The organism is Pseudarthrobacter sp. SL88, assembly GCF_026672455.1.
In the GTDB taxonomy this organism is placed as follows: domain Bacteria; phylum Actinomycetota; class Actinomycetes; order Actinomycetales; family Micrococcaceae; genus Arthrobacter.
Window position 1 is genome coordinate 1942437 of the sequence record NZ_JAPPRD010000001.1, and the last position, 13598, is coordinate 1956034.

At 66.4% G+C, this 13598-nt stretch carries 10 protein-coding genes; all 10 read right to left on the minus strand.

Features of this window, described 5'->3' with window-relative positions:
* Positions 1-98: 98 nt before the first annotated feature.
* Positions 99-1079, minus strand: a complete 981-nt coding sequence (gene whiA / locus OVA06_RS08980; protein ID WP_015937022.1) for a DNA-binding protein WhiA — start codon at positions 1077-1079, stop codon at positions 99-101.
* A 9-nt stretch (positions 1080-1088) separates the two neighbouring features.
* A complete protein-coding gene (locus OVA06_RS08985) occupies positions 1089-2108 on the minus strand; it encodes a gluconeogenesis factor YvcK family protein (protein ID WP_268157715.1) in 1020 nt (339 codons plus the stop codon).
* Positions 2108-3031, minus strand: a complete 924-nt coding sequence (gene rapZ, locus OVA06_RS08990) for an RNase adapter RapZ (protein WP_015937020.1) — start codon at positions 3029-3031, stop codon at positions 2108-2110. The genes OVA06_RS08985 and rapZ overlap by 1 nt, the downstream gene beginning before the upstream one ends.
* Before the next feature lie 68 nt (positions 3032-3099).
* Positions 3100-5124: an excinuclease ABC subunit UvrC gene (uvrC, locus tag OVA06_RS08995; RefSeq protein ID WP_268157716.1), complete on the minus strand. Its 2025-nt coding sequence runs from the start codon at positions 5122-5124 to the stop codon at positions 3100-3102.
* A 99-nt stretch (positions 5125-5223) separates the two neighbouring features.
* Positions 5224-5892, minus strand: coding sequence for a lysophospholipid acyltransferase family protein (locus tag OVA06_RS09000; RefSeq protein ID WP_056078962.1), 669 nt, complete (start codon positions 5890-5892; stop codon positions 5224-5226).
* Entirely contained in the window at positions 5879-6595 is a 717-nt protein-coding gene (locus OVA06_RS09005) for an HAD hydrolase-like protein (RefSeq protein WP_268157717.1), read from the minus strand. Before OVA06_RS09005 ends, OVA06_RS09000 begins: the two co-directional genes overlap by 14 nt.
* Positions 6596-6676: 81 nt before the next feature.
* Positions 6677-9598 (minus strand): excinuclease ABC subunit UvrA, encoded by a 2922-nt coding sequence (gene uvrA, locus OVA06_RS09010; RefSeq protein WP_056078956.1) that lies wholly within the window; start codon positions 9596-9598, stop codon positions 6677-6679.
* Positions 9599-9645: 47 nt separating this feature from the next.
* Entirely contained in the window at positions 9646-10026 is a 381-nt protein-coding gene (locus OVA06_RS09015) for a GntR family transcriptional regulator (protein WP_056078953.1), read from the minus strand.
* A complete protein-coding gene (locus OVA06_RS09020; protein ID WP_268157718.1) occupies positions 10023-11843 on the minus strand; it encodes an ABC transporter ATP-binding protein in 1821 nt (606 codons plus the stop codon). Before OVA06_RS09020 ends, OVA06_RS09015 begins: the two co-directional genes overlap by 4 nt.
* A complete protein-coding gene (locus OVA06_RS09025; RefSeq protein WP_268157720.1) occupies positions 11840-13594 on the minus strand; it encodes an ABC transporter ATP-binding protein in 1755 nt (584 codons plus the stop codon). The genes OVA06_RS09020 and OVA06_RS09025 overlap by 4 nt, the downstream gene beginning before the upstream one ends.
* Between the last annotated feature and the right edge of the window lie 4 nt (positions 13595-13598).

The following is a 13598-nucleotide window of genomic DNA, read 5'->3' on the forward strand; positions in this document are numbered from 1 at the left end:
AATCCTCCAATATCGTGGACTTTCGGTCCGGTTGGTGACTCTCGGATTATGCATCCGGACGTCTGGCGCCCGGAATTATTTTTGATTCTAGGGGCCCGCTACTCGTCGAGCATTTCGGGCGTCACATTGGCGTCGGTGCCGGGAATCCCCAGGTCAAGGGCCCTCTTGTCCGCCATCGCCAAAAGCCGGCGGATCCGGCCCGCGATGGCGTCCTTGGTCATGACGGGATCGGCCAGCCGGCCGAGCTCGTCCAGGCTGGCCTGCTTGTGGGCCACGCGCAGTTCGCCGGCGTACTTCAGGTGGTCGGGTACGTCGTCGCCGAGGATTTCCAGGGCGCGGTCCACGCGGGCGCCGGCCGCGACGGCGGCCTGTGCCGAGCGGCGGAGGTTGGCGTCATCGAAATTGGCGAGGCGGTTCGCGGTGGCGCGGACCTCCTTGCGCATGCGGCGCTCTTCCCAGACCATGAGGGCGTCGTGGGCGCCCATGCGGGTCAGGAGCGCGGCAATGGTGTCGCCGTCGCGGATTACTACGCGGTCAACGCCGCGCACCTCGCGCGCTTTGGCCTGAATGTCCAGCCGCCGGGCGGCACCCACCAGCGCCAGTGCGGATTCAGGCCCCGGGCAGGTGACCTCAAGCGAGGACGAGCGGCCGGGTTCGGTCAGCGATCCGTGAGCCAGGAACGCACCCCGCCATACTGCTTCGGCGTCCGCCGCGGAGCCGTTGACGACGGCGGACGGCAACCCGCGGACGGGACGTCCGCGGCCGTCCAGGAGGCCGGTCTGGCGGGCCAGCGCCTCGCCGTCGCGCACTACCCGGACTACATACCTGCTGGCCCTGCGGAGCCCGCCGGCGGAAACCACGATGATTTCGCTCTGGTGCCCGTAGACCTCTGCAATGGCTGCCCGGAGGCGCCGCGCGGTGGAGGCTAGGTCCACCTCTGCCTCGATGACGATCCGGCCGGAAATGATGTGCAGGCCGCCCGCGAAACGGAGCATCGCGGAGACCTCAGCCTTGCGGACGGACGACTTCTTAATGTCCAGACGGGACAGTTCTTCTTTGACTGATGCTGTCAGTGCCATGGCACCTTCCTAACTGTTCCCAAAAATGTCCTGGTACGCCGTGGCCAGCCGCAGGGGGTCATGGACGGGACGGCGTCCCGACGCCCCTACTTTACCCAAGACCACCTTGGCACCGATCATCGCGGCGGCCTTCTCGAACTCCTGGCGGTCGGGGACGGAGGCGGGATCGGCCAGGACAACATCAACGTTGAAACCGGGAGCGTAGCGGCGCAGGACGTGCAGGTGGTCTGCGGCCGTCATGCCCGAAGTCTCCTTGGTGTCCGTGGCGAGGTTCATGGTGAGGCAGCGTTTGGCGGGGGTGTTGCACAGCGCCTGGCGCATCTCCGGGAACAGCAGGTGGGGCAGCACCGAGGTGTACCAGGAGCCCGGGCCCAGGATGACCCAGTCGGCGAGCTCGATGGCGGTCAGCGCTTCCGTGCAGGCGGGTGCCGCCTCCGGGAGCAGGCGGACGTTCTCCAGCGATCCTGCCACGGCGCAGCGGGCCTGCCCGTGGACCGTCTGCAGCACCGATCCCCCATCCGGCGCTGTCACCCGGACATCGCCTTCGATGGTCAGCGGCACCGTGGACATGGGCAGGACCTGACCTCGGGCGCCCAGGAGCGCCCCCGCCCAGGTAAGACCGGCGACGGCGTCTCCCAGCAGTTCCCAGAGGGTCACGATCAGCAGGTTCCCCATGGCGTGTTCGTCCAGTGAGCCGCCGGGGCCGCTGCCGGGGCGGAACCTGTGCTGCATGACGTCGCGCCAGGTCCGTCCCCAGTCCGTATCGTCACAGAGCGCGGAGAGGGCCATCCGGAGATCTCCCGGCGGGAGGACACCGTACTCTTCGCGCAGACGCCCGGATGAGCCGCCGTCGTCCGCCACTGTGACGATCGCCGTGAGCTTGGAGGTGAGGAGGCGGAGGGCGGACAGCGAGGCGGAGAGCCCGTGGCCGCCGCCCAGCGCGACAATGGTGGGCTCGGTGTCCTGCGGGCCGGCGCCCGGCCCCGTGGCAGGGGGAACCAGCGGCAGCGCGCCGGTGAACAGCGCCATTACTCGCGGCCCAGATCCCGGTGGGTGGTGGTCACGGTGACCCGGGGATACTGCGCGAGCTTTTTGGACAGCTCGACTGCGACTGCCACGGAACGGTGTTTCCCCCCCGTGCAGCCCACGGCGATGGTGGCGTAGTGCTTGTTTTCGCGCCGGTAGCCATCGAGGACCGGCTCGAGTGCCATGACGTAGCGGTCCACGAAGTTCTTGACTCCCTCGGCCTCGAGCACGTAGTCGCTTACGTCCTTGTCCAGGCCGGTGTGCGGGCGCAGTTGCGGCACCCAGTGCGGATTGGGAATGAACCGGACATCGGCCACGTAGTTGGAGTCCACGGGCAGGCCGTACTTGAAGCCGAAGCTCATGACGTTCAGCCGCAACGCCACGGGACCGGTTTCGCTGAAGAGCTCGGTGATGGCCGTGGCCAGGCCGTGCACGTTGTAGCCGGAGGTGTCCAGCACGACGTCGGAGCTGTCGCGCAGTTCCTGGAGGAGCTCGCGTTCGGCGGCGATACCGTCCAGGATGCGGCCCCCGCCCTGCAGCGGATGCGGCCGGCGTCCCTGCTCGAAGCGGCGGACCAGTACGTTGTCGCTGGCGTCCAGGAACAGCACCCGGAAAGTGACACCGCTGGCGGCCAGGGCGCCCAGGGCGGCCCGAATGTCTGCGAACAGGCCTTTGCTGCGGACATCGATGACAACTGCCAGCCGCGGGATGGACTGCGGTGCGTGCGAGACGAGCTCGGCGAGGGTTCCCAGCATCTGGGGCGGCAGGTTTTCCACGACGTACCAGCCGTGGTCCTCAAGTGCGTCGGCGGCGGTGCTCCGCCCCGCACCGGACATCCCGGTAACCACCAGCAGCTCCGCTTCGAGGGGTTTGACGGGCTCCATGCCGTCCTGCCCTGCCTCGGATTCCGCCGAAGTGCCTGCCATTGAGTCCGCCCCATTTCCGTTGTTGGTCCGCGGGGCAGCGCCGGCGCAAACCCCGCCACTTACCCTAGCTAAGTTTCAATGATTTCGCCGGTGGTCATGTTGATGGCCGGCACAGTGACCGCGGCGGGGCCGTCTCCGGAGAAGTGGCTGACGATGGCTGCGGCCAGCGCCGGACCGATACCCTTCGCCTGGGCGAGCTCCTCGGGAGTTGCCGCCTTGACGCCCTTGACCGACCCGAAGTGGGCCAGCAACGCCTTGCGCTTGGAGGCGCCCAGCCCCGGAACGCCGTCCAGCGCCGAGACTGTCATGGCCTTGCCGCGCTTCTGGCGGTGGAACGAAATGGCGAACCGGTGCGCCTCGTCGCGGATGCGCTGCAGCAGGTACAGGCCCTGTGACGTGCGGGGAAGGATAACCGGGAAGTCGCTGTCCGGCAGCCACACTTCCTCCAGGCGCTTGGCCAGGCCCACCACGTAAACGTCGTCGATGCCCAGGTCCGCCAGGGCGCGTGCGGCTGCGTTGACCTGCGGCTGGCCGCCATCCACCACCACCAGGTTCGGCGGATAGGCGAACTTGCCCTTCGGCGCCGGAGTGGTGGTGTCGGCCACCGCGGCCTCGGCGGCAGCGTCCGCGGCTGCCTCTGCGGCCGCCTCGGCGGTGCCTGCTTCGAGAACGTCCTCGTCCACCTGGGCGGACTTGTCCTGGAGGTAGTGGCGGAAGCGCCTGGTGAGGACGTCGTGCATGGCGGCGGTGTCATCGGAGGCAGCCGGGCCGGTGATGGAGAACTTCCGGTAGTCCGATTTCTTGGGCAGCCCGTCCTCCACTACCACCATTGACGCCACCACATTGGTTCCCTGGACATGGGAGACATCGAAACATTCGATGCGCAGCAGCGGGACGGGAAGGTCCAGCGCTTCCTGGAGTTCCTGGAGTGCCTGTGACCGCACGGTGAGGTCCCCTGCACGGCGGGTCTTGTGCAGCTTCAGGGCGTGCTCGGCGTTCTCCCGGACGGTGGACATCAGGGCGGCTTTGTCGCCCCGCTGCGGGACCCGGACGTCCACCCTGGCGCCGCGGATGCCACTGAGCCATTCCGTCAGCTCCTCCGCGTTGCTGGGTGCAACCGGAACCAGCACCTCCCGCGGCAGCCGGCCGTGCGTCTCGCCGTCCTCGCCGTAGACCTGCTGGAGCAGGTGTTCCACAAGGTCTGGTGTGGTGAAGTCCTCCACCTTTTCCACCACCCAGCCGCGCTGGCCGCGGATCCTGCCGCCGCGGACGTGGAACACCTGCACGGCGGCCTCGAGCTCGTCCTCGTGGAGCGCGAACACATCAGCGTCCGTGTCCTCGGCCAACACCACGGCATTGCGCTCAAAGACCTTCCGCAGGGCCGTGATGTCGTCGCGGATCCGGGCGGCCTGTTCGTAGTCCAGCCTGGCAACGGCGGCCGCCATCTGCTTTTCGAGCTTGTTGGTGAACCGCTTCGCTTCGCCGCCCATGAAGGCGCAGAAGTCTTCAGCAAGGGCCCGGTGGTCTTCCGGGGAAATCCGGCCCACGCAGGGCGCCGAGCACTTGTCGATGTAGCCCAGCAGGCACGGGCGACCACTGGACTCCGCACGTTTGAACACCCCGGCGCTGCAGCTGCGGACCGGAAAGACCCGGAGCAGGGTGTCCATGGTTTCGCGGATGGCGCCGGCCGTGTACGGCCCGAAGTACCGGGTGCCTTTCCGCTTGTCACCGCGCATCACCTGCACCCGGGGGTATTTCTCGCCGAGGGTGACGGCCAGGTAGGGGTAGGTCTTGTCGTCGCGGAACACCACGTTGAAGCGCGGCTTGAATTCCTTGATCCAGGTGTATTCCAGCTGCAGGGACTCCAGCTCGCTGCCCACCACGGTCCACTCGACGCTGCTGGCCGCATGGACCATGGCGTAGGTCTTGGGCAGCAGTCCTGCGGGGTTGGCGAAGTAGGAGTTCAGGCGGGAGCGAAGGCTCTTGGCCTTGCCCACGTAGATGACCCGCCCGTGCGGATCCCGGAACCGGTAGACGCCCGGATTGGTGGGGATTTCACCGGTCCGGGGCCTGTAACTTGCTGGATTTGCCACCTATACAGTCTACTGAGCCGCGCCGCCCGCCTTTGCCGCGGCCGGAATATCTGTGCACGATTTCCCCATGGACACACCGTGGGGGGCACTTGCGTCGCCCTACTCCGCGACTTTGCTTTGGTTGTAGCTGGTGGAGCGCTGCTGCCCGCTGAGTTCGGCGATGGCATCCATGATGCGGTCCGTCACTTCGCGCCGTGCAGGCAGCGAGTGGTCAGGTCCGGTCTTGTCGAAGTACAGCGGCTCTCCCACCTTCATGGTGAAGTGCTGCGGCTTCACGCCTTTTTCTCCGGCCCGCTGAAGGTTCTCCGTGCCGATCAGGCCCACGGGAACCACGGGCGCCCCCGTGGTCAGTGCCAGCCAGCCCACGCCCGTGCGGCCACGGTAGAGAAGGCCGTCCCGGGAGCGGGTGCCTTCCGGGTAGATACCGATTCCCTTACCTGATTCAAGGATGTCCAGCAGGGTCTTGAGCGCCTGGACGCTGGCGGCCTGCTCCCCGCGTTCCACCGGGATGGAGCCGACGGACTCGAAGAAAGCCTTCATGACTTTCCCTTTGACGCCGCCGGTGGTGAAGTACTCGGCCTTGGCGAAAAATGCCACCGGCCGGGGCATGAGGGCCTGGACGATGACGCTGTCAAAGAAGGACAGGTGGTTGGGGGCCACGATGAACGGCCCGTCCTTGGGGACGTTTTCCAGGCCGACGACGGTGGGCCGGCAGGTGCCGGAGATCAGGTTGCGGGTGGTCCAGCGGACGGCATCAAACATTTCCATCGTTGGTCACCTCGCTCATGGCGGAGGCGTGGATGGACTGCAGCCGATCCACGGCGTTGACGAGTTCGGCGGCGTTTGCGACAACGGTGAAGGCGCCGGCGCCTTCCATTTCGCCGTCCGGCGCGAATCCCCATGCCACGCCGATGCAGTCCAGCCCGTTGGCAATGGCGCCGGAGACGTCCTGCGCGCGGTCCCCCACCATGACGGCGTGGTGGGTGTCGAGGTCCTTCAGGGCGGCTGCGATGATCTCCGTTTTTCCGAGCGGAACGCCGTCGACTGCGGATTCATTGTCCGCGGAGCCGTGGATGCCGCGGAAGAGCCCATCGATGCCGTGGTGGGCCAGGACGGTCCGGGCGATGGTCTGCGGTTTCTGAGTCGCCACGGCTAGGGGCAGGCCGGCTGCCACGAACGTTTCCAGGACTTCCCGGATACCCGGGTAAAGCCGGCCCTGGGCGATTCCGGTCTCCGCGTAGTAGGCGCGGTACCGGCGGATCACGTCGTCGAGGCGGTCCGCCGGCACCTTCGCCACGCTCAGCAGGGAATCGCTGAGCTTGGGGCCAATCATGGAGTCGAGCAGGTCCTGGCTGGGCACGGGAAGTCCCAGCTCCTTCAGGGCCGAGGAAATTCCGTCAGTTATCCCACCGGCAGGATCGACAAGAGTGCCGTCCAGGTCAAAGATCACGGGCACTGTTGTTGAAGTCACCGGGTTAGTTTCTCATGCCTTTACGGGTGCCCGAAACTCGCATTCCACCAGCGGAATACTTCCGGTGGAACCGCGCAGAGGTCAGCTGAGGATTTCCGCCAGGAACGCGGCGGTGTGGCTGGTGGTGGAGGTGGCCACCTGCTCGGGGGTTCCCGTGGCCACGATCTTCCCGCCGCCGGAGCCGCCGTCAGGCCCCAGGTCAACGATCCAGTCCGCACTCTTGATGACGTCAAGGTTGTGCTCGATGGTGATGACCGTGTTGCCTTTGTCCACCAGCCCCTGCAGGACCAGCAGAAGCTTCCGGATGTCCTCGAAGTGCAGGCCAGTGGTGGGCTCGTCCAGGACGTAGACGCTGCGGCCGTTGGACCGCTTCTGCAGCTCGGCCGCCAGCTTCACGCGCTGCGCCTCGCCGCCGGAAAGGGTGGTGGCAGGCTGTCCGAGGCGGACGTAGCCCAGGCCGACGTCCACCAGCGTGTTCAGGTGCCGTGCGATCGGCGAAAAAGCCGCGAAGAACTCGGCACCTTCCTCGATGGGCATGTTGAGGACGTCGGCGATGGTCTTGCCCTTGTAGTGGACTTCAAGGGTTTCCCGGTTGTACCGGGCGCCGTGGCACACCTCGCAGGGCACGTAGACATCCGGCAGGAAGTTCATCTCGATCTTCAGGGTGCCGTCGCCCGAGCATGCCTCGCAGCGGCCGCCCTTGACGTTGAAGGAGAACCGGCCGGGCAGGTAGCCGCGGACCTTCGCTTCCGTGGTCTCGGCGAAGAGCTTGCGGATGTTGTCGAAGACGCCGGTGTAGGTGGCGGGGTTTGAACGCGGTGTCCGGCCGATGGGGCTCTGGTCAACGTGGACCACCTTGTCGAGGTGCTCGAGGCCCTGGACCGTCTTGTGCCGGCCGGCCACCTGCTTGGCCCCGTTGAGTTTGTTGGCGAGCACCTTGTAGAGGATTTCGTTGACCAGCGTGGACTTGCCGGAGCCACTGACGCCCGTAACGGCTGTCAGCAGGCCCAGCGGGAAGGCTGCGTCCACGTTGGTGAGGTTGTTCTCCCGCGCGCCGACCACCTTCAGTTCGCGCTTCTTGTCGTACTTGCGTCGCTTCTTCGGGATCTCGATACTCTTCCGCCCGGACAGGTAGTCGCCGGTCAGGGAGTTGGTGTTGTCGAGGAGCTCCTTGTAGGAACCGGAGTGAACCACCTGGCCGCCGTGCTCACCGGCACCCGGCCCAATGTCGACGATCCAGTCCGCCACCTGGATGGTGTCCTCGTCATGCTCCACCACGATCAGGGTGTTGCCCATGTCGCGGAGCCTGGTGAGGGTGTCGATCAGGCGGCGGTTGTCGCGCTGGTGAAGACCAATGGACGGTTCGTCCAGGACGTAAAGGACACCCACCAGGCCGGAGCCGATCTGGGTGGCCAGGCGGATACGCTGCGCCTCGCCGCCGGACAGGGTGGCGGAGGGACGCTCCAGGTTCAGGTACTCCAGGCCCACATCCAGGAGGAATGTCAGCCTGGCCTGGATCTCCTTGAGCACCTGGTGGGCAATCTGCGCTTCACGGCCGGTGAGGACAAGGTTGTCCAGGAACGCTGCGCATTCACGCATGGGCAGGGCCGCCACCTCGGCAATGGACTTACCGTTGATCAGCACCGACAGTGAGGCCGGGTTCAGCCGCGCTCCATTGCAGGCAGGGCAGGGAATCTGGCGCATGTACTCTTCGTAGCGGTCGCGCGCCCAGTCAGAGTCGGTCTCGCCGTGCTTGCGGTGGACATACTGGATGGCACCTTCGAAGCCGGTGCTGTACTTGCGTTCGCGGCCGAACCGGTTGCGGTACTGCACCACCACCTTGTGGTCCTTGCCGTGCAGGACAGTCTGGCGGACATCCTTGCCCAGCTTTTCCCAGGGGGTGTCCATGGAGAACCCGAGCTCCTTGGCCAGGCCCTCCAGGAGCCGGTTCCAGTACTCGGTGGTGGCGGTGCCGAGGGACCAGGGCGCGATGGCGCCTTCCGAGAGGGAAAGCTCGGGGTTGGGGACGATCAGCTCGTCATCCACCTCCAGCTTGGTGCCGATGCCGCTGCAGGCAGCGCAGGCCCCGAACGGGTTGTTGAAGGAGAAGGACCGCGGTTCAATTTCATCGATGGCGAGCGGGTGCTCGTTGGGGCAGGCAAGGTTTTCGGAGAAGGCCCGCGTGCGCCCGGCGTCATCGGCGTCGAGGTCGACGAACTCGGCCAGGACCCGGCCTTCGGCGAGGCCGAGGGCGGTTTCGATGGAGTCGGTAAGGCGCTGGCTGATGCCTTCCTTGACCACCAGGCGGTCCACCACCACTTCGATGGTGTGCTTGTACTGCTTGCCGAGCTTGGGCGGATCACTGAGCTGGATGAGGTCGCCGTCCACCCGCGCCCTGGAGTACCCCTTGGCCGAAAGCTCCTTGAAGAGGTCCACGAATTCGCCCTTGCGTCCCCGGACTACGGGTGCTAGGACCTGGAAGCGGGTTCCGTCCTCAAGCTCCAGCAGCTGGTCCACGATCTGCTGCGGCGTCTGCTTGGCCACGGGTTCGCCGCAGACGGGGCAGTGGGGCCGGCCGACGCGTGCCCACAGCAGGCGCATGTAGTCGTAGATCTCGGTGATGGTTCCCACCGTTGACCGGGGGTTCTTGCTGGTGGACTTCTGGTCGATGGAGACCGCCGGCGACAGTCCTTCGATGAAGTCGACGTCGGGCTTGTCCACCTGGCCCAGGAACTGGCGGGCGTACGCGGAAAGGGACTCGACGTAGCGGCGCTGGCCTTCGGCGAAGATGGTGTCGAAGGCGAGGGATGATTTGCCGGAACCGGACAGGCCGGTGAAGACGATCATGGCGTCACGCGGCAGGTCGAGGTCCACGTTGCGCAGGTTGTGCTCGCGCGCGCCCTTGACCACAAGCCGGGAAAGATCGTGGCGTTGGGGGCTGTCGGCGGAGGTGGCGGTGAAGGAAGCGGGGACGGCTGTTTCTTCGGCTACGGCTTTAGGCACCCCATAATGCTAATCGAAAATTTCTTCGAACGCGCACGGTTCCGCCCTCAGGGAACATCGTAGGCGGCGGCCAGCAGCTTCACCGCTTCCGCAAACGTTGCACCTTGCGCTTTGGCGGTGGCAGCGTAGGCCGCGGCGGCGTCGGACAGCCCGCCGAGTCGTTCGTCACGGGCGCAGACCACGGTGCCGTTCCTGCCCCGGGTTGCCACGATCCCTGCTGCTTCGAGCTCCTTATAGGCGCGCGCCACAGTGTGCGGTGCGACGTCCAGCCGCTCTGCCAGCGCCCGGACCGCGGGCAGCCTGGTGCCGGGCACCAGGGCCCCATTGTCCACCTGGTGGATCACCTGCAGGCGCAGCTGCTCAAAAAGGGCCACGGTGCTGGTGGAGTTTGGCTTCCACGCCCCGGGAAATTCGGCCGCGGAGCTCACAACCCGGCCTCAAGGGCATCGGAGCGGCCCGGAGCCGCCGAGAACTGGGCGCTGTAGAGCCGTGCGTAGAAGCTGTTCGCGGCCAACAGGCCCTGGTGCGTGCCCTGCTCAACAATGCGTCCGTGGTCCATGACGAGAATTAGATCAGCGTTCCTGACGGTGGACAAACGGTGCGCGATGACAAAGCTGGTCCTCCCCCGCCGCAGCCGGAGCATGGCCTGGCGGATCAGCAGTTCCGTCCTGGAATCGACGGAACTGGTTGCCTCATCGAGGATCAGCACGGCGCGGCCGGCCAGTTGTGCCCTGGCGATGGTGATGAGCTGCCGCTGGCCCTGACTGAGGGGTTCGCCCCCGTTTTCCAGCACGGTGTCGTAGCCGTCCGGCAGCGACCTGGCGAAGCGGTCAACGTAGCTGGCCTCCGCCGCCGCCAGGATCTCCTCTTCAGAGGCGCCGGGCAGTCCATAGGCGATGTTGTCCCTGATGGTCCCGCCAAACAGCCACGTGTCCTGGAGCACCACACCGAACTGCCCGCGCAGCTGGTCCGGCTGGACAGCGGCGATGTCCGTGCCGCCCATGGTGATCCGGCCCGTGCCCGGTTCGTAGAACCGCATCAGCAGGTTCACCACCGTGGTCTTCCCGGCCCCGGTATGGCCCACAATGGCAACCATCTGGCCAGGTTCCACTGCGAAGGACAGGTTCCGGACTGCGGGCGCCGCGCCGGGGTAGCCGAACGTCACGTCGTCAAAGACGATGCGGCCGCCCGACGGCGCTTCCAGCGTGCCGCTCTCCGCGTCCTCTTCCGAGTCGAGGAGGGCAAACACGCGCTCCGCCGATGCCACGCAGGACTGGATCAGGTTGAGCAGGCCGCCGATTTGGCCCACCGGCTGGGTGAACAGCCTGCTGAACTGTATGAATGCCTGGATCCCGCCGATGGTCATGGCGCCTGCGATGACCTGGAGGGCGCCAACCACCGCGACGGCGATGTAGTTGAGGTTTGCCATCAGCACCATCAGGGGCTGCACCACGCCGGCGGAATACTGCGCCTTGGTTGCCGCGCGGGCCAACCTGCTGTTGCTGCTGGCAAAAACCTCGGCCGCCTGCGGCTGCTGCCCGAAGGCCTTGATCACCTCATGGCCCGTGATGAATTCCTCAACGTGGGAGTTCAGCTCCCCTGTTTCCGTCCACTGGCGGGCGAAATGCTCCTGCGACCTGCGGGCCACGAGCACCGTCACACCCATGGACAGCGGAACGGAGGCGATGGCGATGCAGGCCAGGAGGGGCGATATCCACAGCATCATCGCGAGCGACCCGAACAACATCAGGACGGACATGATCAGCTGGGTGAGGAGCTGGTTCAGCGCCTGGGAGATGTTGTCGATGTCGTTGGTGGCCCGGCTCAGCACGTCGCCGCGGGACCGTTCCCGGAAGTAGGTGGACGGGAGCCGGTGCAGTTTGCCTTCCACCGCGCCGCGCAACCCGTACATGACGCCCTGAACGGACCGGGCAGTCAGGGAACCCTGAACCCAGTTGAACAGCGACGTGAAGATGTACATCAGCGATACAGCAGCCAGCAGGAGGCCGAGCCTTTCCTGGTCCAGCGCTCCCCTGACCACCCCGTCCACCACCAGGTCGGTGGCGTCGCCGAGGAGTTTTGGAGCTGCCACATTCAAGGCCGCGAAGCAGCAGGTGGCGGCAACGGCGCCCAGCATGAGGGCCCGGAATGGCCGCAGCAGGCCCAGCAACCTTCCGGCGGTGCGCCAGAAGCCGGCACCGCCCGTGTCGGTGCCGCCCGTGTCGGTGCCGGGAGCCGCCGTCATTGCGGGCCGTCCAGTGCAAGCTGCGAGTCGGCGATTTCCCGGTAGGTGGACGACGTTTCCAGCAGCTCGCCGTGTGTTCCCTGCGCAACGAGCCGCCCGCCGTCGAGCACCAGGATCAGGTGGGCATCCTCCACCGCGGCGATGCGTTCGGCCACGACAATCCTGGTGGCCGCGGCCAGACGCACGTCCAAAGCCTGCCGAAGCCGGGTGTCCGTGTCATAGTCCAGGGCGGAGAAGCTGTCGTCAAAGAGGTACAGCGGGGCCTTGCGCAACAGCGCGCGGGCTATGCACAGCCGCTGCCGCTGCCCGCCGGAGAGGTTGGTGCCGCCCTGCCCTACCGGCGTTGCCAGCCCCAGCGGGAGGTCCCGCATGAAGCGCATGGTTTGTGCCGCCTCGAGGACCTCCCAGAGCTCGTGGTCGGAGGCTTCGGGTGAAGCCATCCGCAAGTTGTCTGCAATAGTCCCGGAAAACAGGTGGGAGTGTTGCGGGACGATCGACATGGATCTGCGCAGGAAGTCCAGCGGCAGTTCCCGGACATCGGTGCCGTCGAGGAGGATGCTGCCTTCGGTGGTGTCGAGGAACCTCGGAACCAGGTTCAGCAGCGTTGATTTGCCGCTGCCGGTGGATCCGATGATCGCCGTGGTGGTGCCGGGCGCGGCCACGAAATTCAGGCCTGCCAGCACCGGCGCTTCCGCCCCCGGGTAGGAGAAGCCAACACCCCTGAACTCCAGCGCTCCGGGCCCGGCGGAGGGCGTCACCGGATCCTCCGGGGCCACGGCAGGGCGCGACGGCGGGAAGCCGGCAGGGCCGGCGACGGAGGGTTTGGTATCCAGCACCGCAGAGATCCGCTCGGCGCAGACTGCCGCCCGCGGGGCGGTCATCAGCACGTACATGGACATCATGATGGCCAGGAGGATCTGCAGGATGTAGGCGATAAAGGCCGTCAGTGCGCCCAGGTTCATCTCGCCGGCCTGGATCCGGTGGCCGCCGAACCAGACCACCGCCACCGAGGAAAGGTTCACCACGAGCATGATCATGGGCAGCATGCCGGCCACGAGCAGCGCAGACTGCAGGTTGTTGGCCGTGAGGCTGGAGTTGGCGCGGGCGAAACGGCGCGTCTCGTGGTCCTGCCGGACGAAGGCGCGGATGGCGTTGGCGCCGATGATCTGCTCACGCAGGATGCCGCCGGCGTTGTCGAGCAGGTCCTGGCCGTCGCGGTAGAGCGGAATGAGGCGGCGGACGATCAGCGCCATGATCAGGACGAGCAGCGGCACGATGACGATGACGACGGCGGACAGTGCCACGTCCTGCTGCAGGGCAAGGATGATGCCGCCCACGCCCATGGCTGGGCCCGCCACCAGCATCGTGAACACCAGGATGGCGAAGGACTGCACCTGCTGGGTGTCATTGGTGGCCCGGGTGGTCAGGCTTTGGGTGCCGAACCGGGCAACTTCCAGGGAGGACAAGGACTGGATCCGCGCAAAGATTTCCGCGCGGAGCCGGTGGCCGATCCGCATGGCCACCACGGCGCCCAAATACCCCGCGGCGATGGCAGCCGCTGCCTGGATAACGGCGATGCCGGCCATCACGACACCCAGGCGGGAAATCACGCCCGTATCACCGGGAACAATTCCGTCATCAATGATGGCGGCGTTGACGGTTGGCAGCAGGAGGTTGGCGGCTGCCTGGATCAGCTGCAGAAGGACGACGGCGGCGACGGAGCCTTTTTGGTCCGAAAGCAGCCGCCTCATCAAA